Origin of the sequence: Rhizobacter sp. SG703 (assembly GCF_012275445.1) — a bacterium.
Taxonomy (GTDB): Bacteria; Pseudomonadota; Gammaproteobacteria; order Burkholderiales; family Burkholderiaceae_C; genus Rhizobacter.
The window spans coordinates 499,577-513,318 of record NZ_JAAZQK010000001.1 but is presented as its reverse complement, the minus strand read 5'-3'; the positions used below and the strand labels follow the sequence as shown (position 1 = coordinate 513,318).

General features: G+C 72.4%; 13 protein-coding genes. 6 read left to right on the top strand and 7 right to left on the bottom strand.

The window, feature by feature from the left end; genetic code table 11:
* Positions 1-4: 4 nt before the first annotated feature.
* The 5 genes from FHT26_RS02220 to FHT26_RS29455 all read right to left on the bottom strand — a co-directional run bounded on the left by FHT26_RS02220 (position 5) and on the right by FHT26_RS29455 (position 5,990).
* Positions 5-925, bottom strand: a complete 921-nt coding sequence (locus FHT26_RS02220; protein ID WP_168558539.1) for an amidohydrolase family protein — start codon at positions 923-925, stop codon at positions 5-7.
* Positions 926-941: 16 nt separating this feature from the next.
* Positions 942-3,584 (bottom strand): FAD-dependent oxidoreductase, encoded by a 2,643-nt coding sequence (locus tag FHT26_RS02215; protein ID WP_210427205.1) that lies wholly within the window; start codon positions 3,582-3,584, stop codon positions 942-944.
* A complete protein-coding gene (locus FHT26_RS29460) occupies positions 3,572-4,816 on the bottom strand; it encodes a hypothetical protein (RefSeq protein WP_210427204.1) in 1,245 nt (414 codons plus the stop codon). Before FHT26_RS29460 ends, FHT26_RS02215 begins: the two co-directional genes overlap by 13 nt.
* A 175-nt stretch (positions 4,817-4,991) precedes the next feature.
* Entirely contained in the window at positions 4,992-5,243 is a 252-nt protein-coding gene (locus tag FHT26_RS02210; RefSeq protein ID WP_168558160.1) for a hypothetical protein, read from the bottom strand.
* A gap of 336 nt (positions 5,244-5,579) precedes the next feature.
* Positions 5,580-5,990, bottom strand: a complete 411-nt coding sequence (locus FHT26_RS29455; protein ID WP_210427203.1) for a hypothetical protein — start codon at positions 5,988-5,990, stop codon at positions 5,580-5,582.
* 213 nt (positions 5,991-6,203) lie between these two features.
* Here FHT26_RS29455 and FHT26_RS02200 point away from each other — a divergent pair, with 213 nt between their 5' ends.
* Both FHT26_RS02200 and FHT26_RS02195 read left to right on the top strand, forming a co-directional pair.
* Positions 6,204-7,514, top strand: coding sequence for a glycosyltransferase family 4 protein (locus tag FHT26_RS02200; protein ID WP_168558699.1), 1,311 nt, complete (start codon positions 6,204-6,206; stop codon positions 7,512-7,514).
* A complete protein-coding gene (locus FHT26_RS02195) occupies positions 7,511-8,905 on the top strand; it encodes a UDP-glucose dehydrogenase family protein (protein ID WP_349238068.1) in 1,395 nt (464 codons plus the stop codon). The genes FHT26_RS02200 and FHT26_RS02195 overlap by 4 nt, the downstream gene beginning before the upstream one ends.
* On the opposite strand, the gene FHT26_RS02190 is transcribed toward FHT26_RS02195, so the two are convergent.
* The gene (locus FHT26_RS02190; RefSeq protein WP_168558538.1) at positions 8,863-8,955 is read right to left on the bottom strand and encodes a DUF378 domain-containing protein; all 93 of its coding nucleotides are present in this window, start codon (positions 8,953-8,955) and stop codon (positions 8,863-8,865) included. The genes FHT26_RS02195 and FHT26_RS02190 overlap by 43 nt on opposite strands.
* A gap of 275 nt (positions 8,956-9,230) precedes the next feature.
* Between FHT26_RS02190 and FHT26_RS02185 the strand changes: the two genes are divergently transcribed.
* The gene (locus FHT26_RS02185) at positions 9,231-9,824 is read left to right on the top strand and encodes a porin family protein (protein ID WP_168558537.1); all 594 of its coding nucleotides are present in this window, start codon (positions 9,231-9,233) and stop codon (positions 9,822-9,824) included.
* A gap of 42 nt (positions 9,825-9,866) precedes the next feature.
* Here the strand turns inward: FHT26_RS02185 and FHT26_RS02180 are convergent, their stop codons facing one another.
* Positions 9,867-11,036 (bottom strand): zinc-dependent alcohol dehydrogenase, encoded by a 1,170-nt coding sequence (locus tag FHT26_RS02180; protein WP_168558536.1) that lies wholly within the window; start codon positions 11,034-11,036, stop codon positions 9,867-9,869.
* Positions 11,037-11,183: 147 nt separating this feature from the next.
* On the opposite strand from FHT26_RS02180, the gene FHT26_RS02175 reads away from it, so the two are divergent.
* From FHT26_RS02175 to FHT26_RS02165, 3 genes are read left to right on the top strand one after another with little or no spacing between them, the layout of a single operon-like run.
* Positions 11,184-11,726, top strand: a complete 543-nt coding sequence (locus FHT26_RS02175) for a hypothetical protein (RefSeq protein ID WP_168558535.1) — start codon at positions 11,184-11,186, stop codon at positions 11,724-11,726.
* Positions 11,726-12,727, top strand: a complete 1,002-nt coding sequence (locus FHT26_RS02170; RefSeq protein ID WP_246867665.1) for a glycosyltransferase family 2 protein — start codon at positions 11,726-11,728, stop codon at positions 12,725-12,727. Before FHT26_RS02175 ends, FHT26_RS02170 begins: the two co-directional genes overlap by 1 nt.
* Before the next feature lie 5 nt (positions 12,728-12,732).
* The gene (locus FHT26_RS02165; RefSeq protein WP_168558534.1) at positions 12,733-13,719 is read left to right on the top strand and encodes a glycosyltransferase; all 987 of its coding nucleotides are present in this window, start codon (positions 12,733-12,735) and stop codon (positions 13,717-13,719) included.
* Positions 13,720-13,742: the final 23 nt, after the last annotated feature.

Sequence of the window (13,742 nt, the reverse complement as noted above, 5' to 3'; positions counted from 1 at the left end):
GGTGTCAGCAGCAAAGAGGCGCCATCGGGCGCGAGCCGCCCAGCCAGCCGGCGGCGTGGCCGGCTGCGCGGGACGGGGAGGACGGCGAGCGGGCCGCCGTGGGCCCCGGCCGGGGTTCGAGCGCGGGCCCGAGCCAGGCCGCCGCGGTGCCGGACCAGATCTGCGCGCGCGCGGCCTCGTCGAGCGCCAGCTCGTCGAGCAGCTCCTGTACCCAGCGCCGGCGGGTCGCGATCTCGTGGCCCGGGCAGGGCAGGAAGCAGTCGCTGCCGAATTGCAGCGCGCCGGCGCCCAGCACCTCCAGCGCGCGCTGCAGCACCTCGCGCCGGTACGGCGGCGGCGGGCCGAACGAGATGTCGAAGCGGAACTGCGCACGCTCCGGCGGCACGCCGTGGATGCGGTCGATCAGCCCGACGGCGATCGCCTCGTCGGTCCACGGCCAGCCCAGGTGCGCGAGCGCGACGCGGGTGCCGGGGTGGTCGCGCATCACCTCGAAGAAGGCCGGCCGGCAGAAGCGGCCGGAACGGCCGTCGATGAAGATGCCGCTGTGGAACAGCACCGGCAGCCGCAGCTCGGCGGCCATCGCGAACACCGGCTGCACCTGCGCGTCGTACGGGTACCAGCCGGTCGGCACCATCTTGACGCCGCGCAGCCCCAGCGTCTCGACCGCATGGCGCAGGTCGTGCGCGGCCTCGGGCGAGCGCGGGTCCACCACCGCGAAGCCGACCAGCCGGTCGCGGTGCCCGCGCACCAGCGCCGACAGGTGGGCATTGGCGCGCCGCAGCGATGCGGCGTCGTCCAGCGAGTAGCCGTCGCCGAGGAAGGGCGCGAGCAGCACGCCGACATCGATCTGCGCCTCGTCGAGCGAGCGCAGCACGTCGTCGCTCGTCTCGCGCCCGGTGCAGTGCAGGTGGGCATCGATCACCATCGTGCGGTCCCGCGCGTCAGCCGGCCTGCACGCGGGTGGCGGCATTGGCCAGCCGCTCGCGCGTCTGCTCGGCGGCGCGCCGCCCGGCGATGAACGCGTGGTCGGAGTTGTAGTACTCCCATTCGCTGTAGCGGCCGGCCAGCACGATGTCGAAGCCGGCCAGCCAGTCGCGCAGCGTCGCGACGTTGGCGGCGCGCGCATGGTCGTACACCACGTAGGCGCAGGGCATGTCGAGCTGGCCGGCCGAGATCACCTCGTCGTCGTCCGCCAGCATGCCGACGCGGCGCGCGTCGGCGATCACGCGCTCGACCAGCGCGGCGCCGTCGCAGGGCAGCGGCTTCGACGGCGCATAGGTGATCTCGCAGATCAGCCCGCAGCAGCCCGGCGGGCTGCAGTGCGGGCTGGCGTTGCCCTGCACGAAGATGCGGTGGAACACGCTGTCTTCCGGGTAGTAGACCCAGTGCTTGTCGGTCAGGCGCCGGCGCCCGCCGCCGACCCGCACGCCGAGGTTGACGCAACGCACCGACACGTGGCGCAGCCCGAGCGCGGCCTGCCGCACCTCGGGCGGCGCCTCGTCGCCGCAGGCCTCGACCAGGCGTGGCAGCGGCATCGTGCTGACCAGTGCATCGAAGCCGATCGAGCGGCCGTCGTCCAGCCGCACGGTGCGCCGCGCCGGCGAGATCTGCAGCACCGAGGTCTTCAGCGCCAGCTCGCAGTTCAGCAGCGGCAGGAAGCCGTCCATCAGCGCCTGGAAGCCACCGCGCAGCGGGTAGCCGAAGCGGGCATTCGGCCCCATCGGCGCCGGCACCGGCTCGACCGCGCCGGCGATCATCTGCGCCAGGTCGGGTAGCGGCACGCGGCCGCCCAGCCACGAGGTCTCCATCTCGGACAGCGGCACCGCCCACAGCTTGCGGTTGTACGGCAGCGCGAAGTGGCGCGCGATGCCGGTGCCCCAGACGCGGTGGATGAACTCCTCGAAGTGGCGCGGCGGCTCGGCCTCGGCCACCTTGGTGCCGTTGCCGTCGAGCGGGCCGAAGCGCGCCTCGATCGCGCCGACCAGGCATTCGGTCAGCACCTTCGGCGGCAGCCCGTGCAGCGCGCCCTGGAACGGGTAGCGGCTGTAGGTGCCGTGGCTCCAGATCCAGGCCTCGCGGTTCTGCCAGTGCAGGTTGTCGCCGAGCAGGCGCTGGTACAGCGCCAGCACGTGCGCATCGTTCGAGAACATGATGTGGCCGGCATGGTCGAACGTGAAGCCGTCCTGTTGCACCGAACGGCACCAGCCGCCGACCTGCTCCTCGCGCTCGACCAGCAGCGTGTCGCCGCGGGCCGCCCCCTGGCCCAGCTCGTGCGCGGCGGCCAGGCCGGTCGGGCCGGCCCCGATCACCAGGTGGCGCACGTGGTGCGTGCCGCGGCGGCCGGCGGCGGCCATGGGTGCGGCGGCGGCCGACGGCGTGCCGCCGATGCCGGCCAGCGTGTGCACCGCCGACGGCGGCACCGGCTCGCCGGTCTCGCGCTTCGCGAGTTCGACCGTCAGCAGCTTCAGCACCTTCGCCGCGCTGCGGTCCCACGAGGTCTGCGCGACGCGGTCGCGCATCGCGCCGATGCGCGCCGCGCGCTGCGACGGCGTCTCGGCCAGCGCGGCTTCGCAGGCGCTCAGGAAGTCGTCCGGGGTGGCCGCGATGCGCACCAGGTCGCCGTACAGCGCGACCACGTCGTGCACCGGCGTGCTGACCACCGGCTTCTCGCCGGCCATGTACTCCAGCGTCTTGGTCGGGCTGATGAAGCGCGTCGATTCGTTCAGCGCGAACGGCATCAGGCAGACGTCCCAGCCGGCCATCAGGAAGGGCAGGCGTTCGTAGGGCTGCATGCCCATCCAGTGGATGTTGGCGGCCTGCGGCAGCGCCGCCGGGTCGATCTTGACGACCGGGCCGGCCATCAGGAAGTGCCAGTTCGGCCGCGCATCGGCCAGCGCGGCCAGCAGCGCGTGGTCGAAGCGCTCGTCGATCACGCCGAAGAAGCCGAGCCGCGGGTGCGGCAACCCGCCCTGCAGCAGGCGGACCCGTGCGAGTTCGCCGTGCTCCGATGCCGTCGCCGGCGTGGCTTTTGCCCGCGCGAGCCGGGTCGGCGCGAAGTGCGCCGCATCGACCGAGCTCGGCAGGCAGTGCACGTTCGGATGCAGCCCGCGCTTGGCGTCGTACAGGCGCGGCCCGCCGGTCAGCACCAGCTGCGACAGCCGCAGCAGCGCGCTCTCGCGCTGGCGCAACTGGCGCGGCGCGTCCTTGAAGGCCGTCAGCTCGTCCATGCAGTCGTACACCACGACGCGCGGCTTCAAGCCGCTCAGCAGCGGCAGCGCCATCGGCGTGTAGAACCACACCACGTCCTCGGCGACGCCGTGCTCGGCCAGGTACTCGGCGAGCAGCGGTTTCAGCAGCGGCAGCTGGTCGTCGTGGAAGCCGGTCGCGTCGATCGGCGTGTGCGGCACCACCACGTCGACGTTCGGCGAAGCCTGGCGCACCGCCAGCCGCGGCGCGCCGGCGCGCCGCATCGGCTCTTCGACGAAGACGATGTGGAACTGCCGCGCGAGCCGCGACAGCAGGTGCTGCGGCCGTTGGTGGACGAAGTCCCAGCGCAGGTGGGAGAAAACGATCAGGTGGGGCATGGGATGGCTCCGTGCGGGGTGGATGCGGGAAGGGGGTCGGCGGCGGGTTCGGCGAGCGGCAACGCCGGCGGCCCCGGCAGGCGCGCCTGCCAGTCGGCCAGCACGGCGGCGTAGTCGGGCACCAGCAGGCGTTGCCGTGGCTGCGGCGCGGCATGGTCGACGTCCCACAGCCCGCTGTGGTGCCAGTGCGCGGCGTCGCTCCAGTCGGGCCGGTCGACCAGCGGGTACAGGCACAGGCCCTCGACCGGAATGCCGGCGGCACGCGCCTGCGCGACCTCGCCGGCGACCTCGTCGAGCCAGCGTGCGCGGCCGACGCCGATGTGGCTGGTCTCGGCAACGATCAACGGGCGGCGATAGCGCTCCCAGGCGGCCTGCAGCAGCGCGCCGAACGGCCGGCGGCGCGGGTCGCCTTCGTGCCAGCGCAGGCGGCGCTGGGTGCCGGCCTCCCATTGGCCGCTGTGGTAATGGTTGACGCCGACCAGGTCGAGCGCGGCGGCGCTGCCGCCCAGCTGCGGCTCCAGGCGGCCGGCGATCAGGTCCCAGACCTGCCATTGGTAGCCGGCAATGCGCTCGGCGAGGTCGGCCAGCTCGGGCTGCTCGCGCGGCGCGACCACGTGCACCAGCGGCTCGACGTGCAGGAAGCGCGCACGCGGATCGATGTTGCGCACCGCGGCCATGCCGGCCAGCACCGCGCGCACCAGGCGCCGCTTGACGTCGTAGCCGCTCGCCGCGGTGTCTTCGCCGAGCCCGTGCGGATCGCCGACGTGCGGGTGGACCAGGTTGGTGTGCGACGCGGCCCACGACAGGAAGCCGATCTCGTTGATCAGGTTGTAGACCGGCGGCTCGTCGTGCAGCGGTGCCAGCGTGCGGGCGGCGGCTGCGGCAAAAGATGCAAAGCGCTCGATCAGCCGGTCGTCGAACAGGCTCAGGTCGGGCGGCGTGCCGTAGTGCATGAAGGTCCACACCACCTGCAGCCCGTGCCGGCGCGCGGTGATGGCGATGTGCGCGGCGCGCGCGAGGTCGTGGCAGTGCGGCGACGGTTCGGTGAGGCGCCAGCCGATGCTCTCGCGCACGGTCAGCAGGCCATGCTCGCGGGCGCGCAGGTAGTCGCCGTTCAGCAACTCGATGTGGGCCGTCGCCGCGGCCATGTCGAGCGGCTCGCGTCGACCGTTCACATGGTCGGCGCCTTCGAAGCCGCCCATCCAGAACGAGCGCAGCGGGGCAACGGTCATCGTCTCTCCTTCATGTCATCGAGCTTGGCAAGGCACATGCCGCTTCTCGGCCGGCCTGTGCCGCGGGGGTCGTGCGCGGCCTCGGCTGAAAGCGTTGCTGCAAGCGGCGTCGATGTCGGCAAGCGCGCAGAAAAACGCCCCGGCGTGCGGGGCGTTCACCGGGATCAACGCGAGCTCACTTGCTCTTGCTGCTGCTGCTCGAGCCGGTGCCGCTCGTGCCGCTGCTGCTGGACGGGCTGCTGTCGCTCGACGACGAACTGCCGGTGCCGCTGCTTCCGGAGGCATAGCTGCCCGGCGAACTGCTGCTGGTGCCGCTGCCACTGCTGCCACTGCCGCTGCGACTGCTGCGCCAAGTGTTGAACTCGTCGGAGAATTTCTTGTAGCGGTCCTGCCGCCAGCTGCGATAGTCGTTGTCGAGGTTGTTCAACTGCTCGGTGCGCCACTGGTGGTAGTCGGGATCGAACTGCTCATGGCCCGATGAGCCGCTGCCCTGGCTGCCATAGCCGCCCTGGCTGCCGCCGTAGCCACCCTGGCCGAAGCTGCTGGCCTGGCCGGCGCCGTAGCCGCCGTAGCCGCTTTGTCCGCCTTGGCCGAAGCTGCTGCCTTGGCCGCCGTAGCCGCCTTGGCCGACGCTGCCCTGGCCATAACGCTCCTGACCGTAGCCGCCTCGGTTGTCGCCATAGCCGCCCTGGCCGCCGTAGCGACCTTGGCTTTCGCCATAGCCGCCCTGACTGCCACCGAAGCCGCTCTGGCTGCCGCCGCCTTAGCCGCCTTGGCTCCCGTAGCCCTGGCCGCCGCCGTAGCCACCCTGGCCGCCGCCGTAGCCACCCTGGCTGCCGCCGTAGCTGCCTTGACCCCCGCCGTAGCCGCGTTCGTAGTTGCTGCCTTGCTGGCCGCCGCCGAAGCCGCCCTGGCTGCCTTCGTAGCCACCGTAGCCGCCTTGCTGGCCGCTGCCGAAACTGCGCGCTTCCTGGTTGCGGTTGCCGCCGCCATAGTCGCCGCCGTAGCCGCCGGCCTGCTGGCTGCGGCCGCCCGACTGCTCGTACTGGTTGTCGCGGCGGTAGTCGCCGTAGTTGCTGCCGGCGTCGCTGCGCTGTCCGCCCGATGCACTGCGGCCATCGTCTCCATATCCATAGCCGCCCTCGCGACGGCCTTGCTGGTCACGCTGAGTCATGTGGATTCCTTTCGAAAGGTCCGTGAACGAATCGGTCCGGCATGGCCGGCCCGCACCGTCTTGTGGGCAAGCGCCGTTCCGTCGGATGGCCGCGCTGCGTCTTGAACCCGGTTGAAGCCGCGGTGTTCGCGGAACGCATCGCTGCGGGCAGCGGAACACCGCTTGCCGAACCGGCCTCAACGTCGGCAACCGGAGCAATCCATGAATGACTCGCTGCGCATCGCGCTGATCAGTGAACATGCCTCGCCGCTGGCCACGCTCGGTGGCGTGGATTCAGGCGGACAGAACATCTACGTGACGCACGTCGCGCAGTGCCTGGCACGCGCCGGCCACCATGTCGACGTGCTGACGCGGCGCGACGACGCCGCGCTGCCGCGCACCGTCGACCTGCGGCCGGGCGTGCGCGTGGTCCACATCGATGCCGGACCGGCGGAGTTCGTGCCGAAGGAAGCGCTGCTGCGCCACATGCCCGACTTCGCGCGGGCCAGCGAGCAACTGGTGCGGCACAGCGTGCCGTACGACCTGGTGCATGCCAATTTCTTCATGTCGGGGCTGGTCGCGCTGCGGTTGAAGGAGACGCTCGGGCTGCCGTTCGCGATGACCTTCCACGCGCTCGGCCTGGTGCGGCAGGAGCATCAGAAAGAGGCCGATGCGTTCCCGCCGCAACGCATCGAGATCGAACGCGAGCTGGTGCGGCGCGCCGACGCGGTGATCGCCGAATGCCCGCAGGACCACGCCGACCTGACGCGCCTGTACGATGCCGATCCGCGGCGGCTGTCGATGGTGCCGTGCGGCTTCGATCCCGACGAGTTCGCGCCGCAGGACCGCGCGCTGTCGCGCGCCCGCCTCGGCCTGAAGCCCGACGAGTTCATCGTGCTGCAGCTCGGCCGCATGGTGCCGCGCAAAGGCGTCGACAACGTGATCCGCGCGCTGGCGCAGCTGCCGGCCGATGTGCCGGCACGCCTGCTGGTGGTCGGCGGCGAGTCGCGCGAGCCGGACGAGATGCGGACGCCGGAGATCGGCCGGCTGCGCCGGCTCGCGCGCGAGCTGGGCGTGCTGCAGCGGGTCAGCTTCATCGGCCACCGCACGCGCAGCGAGCTGCGCGACTGCTACGCGGCGGCCGACGTGTTCGCGAGCACGCCGTGGTACGAGCCGTTCGGCATCACGCCGCTGGAGGCGATGGCCTGCGGCACGCCGGTGGTGGGCAGCGCGGTCGGCGGCATCCGCTATTCGGTGCGCGACGGCGTGACCGGCTTCCTGGTGCCGCCGCACGATCCGCAGGCGCTCGCCGCGCGCTTGCTGCAGCTGCACCTCAACCCGGCGCTGGCGCGCGCGCTCGGCCGCGCCGGCATCCGCCGTGCGCGCTCGATGTTCACCTGGGAGCGGGTGACCGACCAGCTGCTCGAGGTGTACCGCGCGATCCGCACCGCGAACCTGCCGGCCGAGGCGGCGTGGCCGGCACTGCGCCTGGTGGGCGGTGCGAGTGGGCGCACGGCGCTCGGCGGCGCGAGAGCCGCCTCGTGAGCGGCGCCCCGGCGCTGCGCATCGCGGTGGTCGGTGCCGGCTATGTCGGCCTCGTCACCGCGGCCTGCCTCGCGGAACTCGGCCATGCGGTGACGGCGGTCGACAGCGACCGCGCACGCATCGCCGCGCTGGGCGCCGGCGGCATGCCGTTCTTCGAGCCCGGGCTGCAGGGACTGGTCGCCGCGCACCGGATGACGGAGCGGCTGCGCTTCACGCACCGGCTCGACGACGCGGTGCGCCGCGCCGAGCTGGTCTTCATCGCGGTCGGCACGCCGACCGGCGGCGACGGGGCGAGCGACCTGCGCGCGGTCGAGGCCGCGGTGTTCGCCGCCGCGGCGGCGGTGCAGGGGCCCGCCACGCTGGTGCTGAAGTCGACGGTGCCGGTCGGTACGCACGAGCGGCTGCGCCGCGCGCTGGCCGAACGGCAGCCGGATGGCGGCGCGGCGCGCCTCGCGCTGGTCAGCAACCCGGAGTTCCTGCGCGAGGGCTCGGCGATCGGCGATTTCCTGCGGCCCGACCGCATCATCGTCGGTGCCGACGACGAGCAGGACGCCGCGCTGCTGCTGGGCGTCTTCGCGCCGCTGGTCGAGGCCGGCGCGCAGCTGCTGTGCATGAACCCGCGCAGTGCCGAACTGGCGAAGTACGCGTCCAACGGCATGCTGGCCGCGCGCATCAGCTTCATGAACGAGATGGCGCAGATCGCCGACGCGACCGGCGCCGACATCGAGGCGGTGCGCGCCGGCGTCGGCAGCGACCGGCGCATCGGCAGCGATTTCCTGCGGGCCGGCATCGGCTACGGCGGCTCCTGCTTCCCGAAGGACGTGCGTGCGCTGGCGCACCTGGCGCGCCAACATGGGCTCGAGGCCCGCATGCTGGATGCGGTGGCGGCGACCAACGAACGCCACAAGCGGCTGCTGTTCGACAAGATGGCGAGCCACTACCGCGGCGAGGCGGGGCTGCGCGGCAAGCGCATCGCGCTGTGGGGGCTGGCGTTCAAGCCGGGCACCGACGACCTGCGCGAGGCGCCGAGCCTGGTGCTGCTGGAGCAGCTCGCGGCGGCCGGGGCCGAGGTCGCGGCCTACGACCCGGTGGCGGTGCCGGTGGCGCGCCGCCTGCTGGGCGAACGCGCGGGCCTGTGCTGGTGCCACAGCGCCGCCGACGCGCTGGCCGGCGCCGACGCGCTGGCGGTGGTGACCGAGTGGCAGGAATTCGTCAGCGGCGACCCCGCCGCGGTGCAGGCCGCGCTGGCCGACGGCGTGGTGTTCGACGGCCGCAACTGCCTGCCCTGCGACACCTGGCGTGGGCGCGGCCTGCAGGTGATCCAGGTCGGCCGGCCCGCGCGGGACGCTCAGGTCTTTCGCGCGCACTTGACGGCCAGCACGATGCCGTAGATCGCGGCGATGCCGACCAGGACGTAGACCGCGCGCGTCGGCGTGGTCATCGTGCCGGACAAGGTGGCGACAAGGGCATGGCATTTCTCCTGTGAAAGTGGACGAAGGGTGCTGCGCTTGCGGCAGCCGGCATGCCGCACTTCCCGGTGCACGCGGCGCCCGTCGGGCGGTGGCCGCGCTGCACAGGCGCCGTACCGGACGATGGAGAAACTTGCCGCAATCGACGCTGCCGGGCTGTCCGGTACGCCGCTTGCCGAGGGGAGGAACGACGCGTCGCATCTCGCTGGCGCATTCACCGCCCCTGTCCACTTCGAAGGAGACCCGCATGACCCGCATCTCTTCCCGCGGCATCGTCCGCAGCGCCGGCGCACTGGCCTGCCTGGCGCTCGCACTGGGCGCGCAGGCGCAGTCCTCGCGCACCGGCAGCTCGTGGATTCCGTACACCTCGAGCACCTACATCGGCGCGAACGTCGGCAGTTCCGACTACCACGCCGACTGCGCGCCGGGCCTGGGCTGCGACGACACCGAGACCGCCGCGAAGATCTTCGTCGGCGGCATGTTCAACGACGTGGTCGGCCTCGAGCTGGGCTACGTGCACCTTGGCGAGGTCGACCGCAACGGCGGCGTGGTGCGGGCGCACGGCGTCAACATCAGCCTGGTCGGCCAGTTGCCGATGAGCAGCCCGTTGTTGCTGACCGGCCGGGTCGGCACGATCTACGGCCGCACGAAGAACGAGTCGGTGGTGCCGGGCTACTCCGGCACCGGCACCGCATGGAAACCGGCCTGGGGCGTCGGGATCGGCTACCGCTTCAACCCGCAGTGGGCGGTGGTGCTCGACTGGGACCAGTACCGCTTCGATTTCCCGCGGGGCAGCGACCGCGTCGATGCGCTGACGCTGGGCGTGCGGGCGAGCTTCTGACGGCAGGCGCCGGCCCGTTGCAGGGCCGGCGGCCGCGGCGCATCAGGCCGGCCTGAGCACCACCTTGCGGCACTGCTCGCGCTTGGCCTCGAAGATCTCGTAGCCGCGCGCCGCATCGTCCAGCAGCAGCCGGTGCGTGATGATGGCCGCCGGGTTCAGGTGGCCGTTCGAGATGCGGTCCAGCAGGTGCGGCATGTAGTGCTGGGCGTGGGTCTGGCCGCTCGCGAACTGCAGGCCCTTCTCGAATGCGTCGCCGAACAGGAAGCCGTGGATGAAGCCGGCATACACGCCCGGCACGCTGACCGTGCCGCCGCGCCGCGTCGCCGCCATCGCCTGGCGCAGCGCCGCGCCGCTCGAGCCTTCGAGCTTGACCGCGGTGAGGGCGGTCTCCAGCGCGCTGCCCTTGGCCTCGAAACCGACGGCGTCGATCGACGCGTCGACCCCGCGGTTCGCGGTGCGCTCGATGATCAGCGCGGCCGGGTCGTCGACCTCGTCGAAGTTGATCGGCTCGACGCCGTAGGTTTCGGCGGCGAAGGCCAGCCGGTACGCATGGTGGTCGACCATGAAGATGCGTTCGGCGCCGAGCATGCGGGCCGATGCCGCGGCCATCAGCCCGACCGGCCCGGCCCCGAAGATCGCCAGCGTCGAGCCGGGGCCGGTGCGCGCATTGACCACCGCCTGGAAGCCGGTCGGCAGGATGTCCGACAGGAACAGCACCTGCTCGTCCGGCAGCGTCGAATCGGGGATCACGATCGGCCCGACGTTGGCCTTCGGCACCCGCACGAACTCGGCCTGCCCGCCGGCGTAGCCGCCGTACAGGTGGCTGTAGCCGAACAGGCCGGCGCCGGGGCGGGTGCTCTTCTTGTTCAGGATCGCGCCGCGCCCCGGGTTGGTGGTCTCGCAGGCGGCGAACAGCGAGCGGCTGCAGAAGAAGCAGTCGCCGCAGGAGATCGTGAACGGTACCACCACGCGGTCGCCGCGGCGCAGGCGGGTGACGGCCGGGCCGATGTCCTCGACGATGCCCATGAACTCGTGGCCGAGGATGTCGCCATCCTCCATGCCGGGGATCTTGCCGCGGTAGATGTGCAGGTCCGAGCCGCAGATGGCGGTCGCGGTGACGCGCAGCAGGATGTCGTCCGGCTCGACGATGGCCGGGTCGGGAACGTTCTCGACGCGCACGTTCTTCGCGCCTTGGTAGGTGAGGGCTTTCATGGGGTCTCCGGCGGGCGCCGACGGGCGCCGTTGCCGGCTGTCGCGGCAAACGGCATTCCGCGGACGCCGCGCACCGCGCCGCAGCGGCACGCCGTTTGCCGCTATGCGGCCATCGTCCCCATCGTCCTGTTTGCCGGAAAGCCGTCCATGTCGCCTGCAGTCAGTCCCACCGTCGCCGCGACCGCGTACGGCAGCCACTTCGCGAACGCCGGGGCGGCCTGCCTGGCGATCGAGCAGGCCCTGCCGACGATCACGCAGGCGATGCGCGATCCGCAGGTGTGCGGCAGCGGCTTCCTGTTCATCGTCGTGATGGACCCCGGCATCCTGCCGGGCGAGTGCCGCTTCGAGGACGCGATCCTGGTCGAGCACGCGATCGGCGACCGCACGCAGTGGGATGCCGACTACGCCGCGTTCGCGCGCGCGAAGGCCGCCGTCTGCTGGCGCCATGGCCAGGACGGCCAGCGCCTGCAATACGGCCTGGCGCACAAGCTGCGCGAGGGCGACAGCCTGCTGTGCGGCGCGGTCTGCCTGGACGGCATCACCGTCGGTGTCAGTGGAGCCGAGGCCTGGTGGGACGAGGCCTTCGCGACCAGCATCGCGGCCAACCTGCGGGCCATCGCGCGCGGCGCGCACGCGCAGGCGCTGAAAGACCGCAACGCGGTGGCCGGCGTCCCGGCCGGCGCGCGCTGATGGCGTCCGCGCAAGCGCCGATGCGGCCGCGCCTGTCGGTCGTGATCCCGACCTTCCGGCGGGTGCCGCTGCTGACGCGCTGCCTGCGCGCGGTTCTCGACCAGGACATCGACGACGGCAGCTTCGAGGTGATCGTCGTCGACGACGGCCACGACGAGGCCACCCGCGCGTGCGTGGCCGCGCTGGCCGCGCAGCGGCCGCGGCGCGCGCCGCTGCATTACATCCGCCCGCCGCGCGGCCGCGGCCCGGCGGTGGCGCGCAACGCCGGCTGGCGGGCCGCGCGCGGCGAGATCGTCGCCTTCACCGACGACGACACCGTGCCCGAGCGCGACTGGCTGGCGCAGGGCGAGCGGGCGATGCGCGGCGAACCGGTGCCGGCCGCGGTGGCCGGCGCGGTGCGCGTGCCGATGCCGCGGCGGGTGACCGACCACGCCCGCATGACCGAAGGCCTGGCGCGCGCCGAGTTCGTCACCGCGAACGCCTTCGTGCGGCGCTCGGCGCTGCAGAAGGTGGGCGGCTTCGACGAGCGCTTCGCCCGCGCGTGGCGCGAGGATTCCGACCTGCAGTTCCGCCTGATGGACGAGGCGGGCCCGGTGCTGCGCTGCCCGCAGGCGGTGGTCACGCACCCGGTGCGCGAGGTCGGCTGGGGCGTCAGCCTGGGCCAGCAGCGCAACACCTTCTTCGACGCGTTGCTCTACAAGAAGCACCCGCTGCGCTACCGCCAGCGCATCCGGCGCGTGCCGCCATGGCACTACTACCTGGTCGTGCTGGCAGCCGTGGCGGCGCCGCTGCTGGCCTGGCGCGGCCAGCGCACGCTCGCCGCGGCGGCCGGCGCGCTCGCGCTGCTGCTGGTGATCGGGATGGCCGTGCGGCGGCTGGCCGGCACCAGCCGCGCGCCGTCGCACGTGCTGGAGATGCTGGCCACGTCGGCGCTGATCCCGTTCCTGTCGGTGTACTGGCGGCTGCGCGGTGCGCTGCATTTCCGCACTTTTTTCCTGTGAGTGCCATGGCCGCGCCTGCTGTTCCTGTCGCTCCCGCGATCCGCGTCGCCCGCCCGCTGCGCATCCTCACCTGGCACGTGCACGGCAACTACCTGTACTACCTGACGCAGGTGCCGCACGAGTTCCACCTGGTCACCGATTCGGCCCGCTCGACGCACCACAGCGGCCGCAGCGGCACGCTGCCGTGGGGTGCCAACGTGCACGAGGCGCCGGTCGAGCTGATCCGCGACATGGCCTTCGACGCGATCCTGTTCCAGTCGCGCCGCGCCTGGGAGCAGGAACAGCACGAACTGCTGAGCGCGGCGCAGCGCCGGCTGCCGCGCATCTACCTGGAGCACGACCCGCCGCAGCAGCACCCGACCGACACCCGGCACTGGGTCGCGGACCCGAACGTGATGCTGGTGCACGTGACGCCGTTCAACGCGCTGATGTGGGACAACGGCGTCACGCCGCACCGCGTGATCGAGCACGGCGTGCTGCCGTTGCGCGAGGTGCCGTACACCGGCGGGCTGGCGCGCGGAATCGTGGTCGTCAACGACATCGACCGGCGCGGGCGGCGGCTCGGGCACGACGTGTACGAGCACGTCTCGCAGCATGTGCCGCTGTCGCTGGTCGGCATGGGCTCGCAGCGCTGCGGCGGGCTCGGCGAGGTGGCCAACAGCGCGCTGCCGGCAACGCTGGCGGCGCACCGCTTCTTCTTCAACCCGATCCGCTACACCAGCCTCGGGCTGGCGGTGATCGAGGCGATGATGATCGGCGTGCCGGTGGTCGCGCTGGCCACCACCGAGCTGGTCAGCGTGCTGCGCGACGGCGAGAACGGCGTGATCGACACCCGCGTCGACCGGCTGATCGTCCGGATGCACGAGCTGCTGGCCGACCCGCTGGAGGCGCGCCGGCTCGGCGTGGCCGGGCGCGAGACCGCGCGGCAGCGCTTCGGCATCGAGCGCTTCGTCGCCGACTGGCTGGACGCGCTGCGCTGCGTGACGGCGTGAACGGATGCGCCTGCGGCACACCG

Excerpts from the sequence above, each read along its gene's own strand:
- FHT26_RS02185 (WP_168558537.1), top strand. The coding sequence starts at position 9,231 with ATGACCCGCATCTCTTCCCGCGGCATCGTCCGCAGCGCCGGCGCACTG.
- FHT26_RS02170 (WP_246867665.1), top strand. The coding sequence starts at position 11,726 with ATGGCGTCCGCGCAAGCGCCGATGCGGCCGCGCCTGTCGGTCGTGATC.
- FHT26_RS29455 (WP_210427203.1), bottom strand. The coding sequence starts at position 5,990 with ATGACTCAGCGTGACCAGCAAGGCCGTCGCGAGGGCGGCTATGGATAT.
- FHT26_RS29460 (WP_210427204.1), bottom strand. The coding sequence starts at position 4,816 with ATGACCGTTGCCCCGCTGCGCTCGTTCTGGATGGGCGGCTTCGAAGGC.
- FHT26_RS02220 (WP_168558539.1), bottom strand. The coding sequence starts at position 925 with ATGGTGATCGATGCCCACCTGCACTGCACCGGGCGCGAGACGAGCGAC.
- FHT26_RS02190 (WP_168558538.1), bottom strand. The coding sequence starts at position 8,955 with ATGACCACGCCGACGCGCGCGGTCTACGTCCTGGTCGGCATCGCCGCG.
- FHT26_RS02175 (WP_168558535.1), top strand. The coding sequence starts at position 11,184 with ATGTCGCCTGCAGTCAGTCCCACCGTCGCCGCGACCGCGTACGGCAGC.
- FHT26_RS02180 (WP_168558536.1), bottom strand. The coding sequence starts at position 11,036 with ATGAAAGCCCTCACCTACCAAGGCGCGAAGAACGTGCGCGTCGAGAAC.
- FHT26_RS02215 (WP_210427205.1), bottom strand. The coding sequence starts at position 3,584 with ATGCCCCACCTGATCGTTTTCTCCCACCTGCGCTGGGACTTCGTCCAC.
- FHT26_RS02165 (WP_168558534.1), top strand. The coding sequence starts at position 12,733 with ATGGCCGCGCCTGCTGTTCCTGTCGCTCCCGCGATCCGCGTCGCCCGC.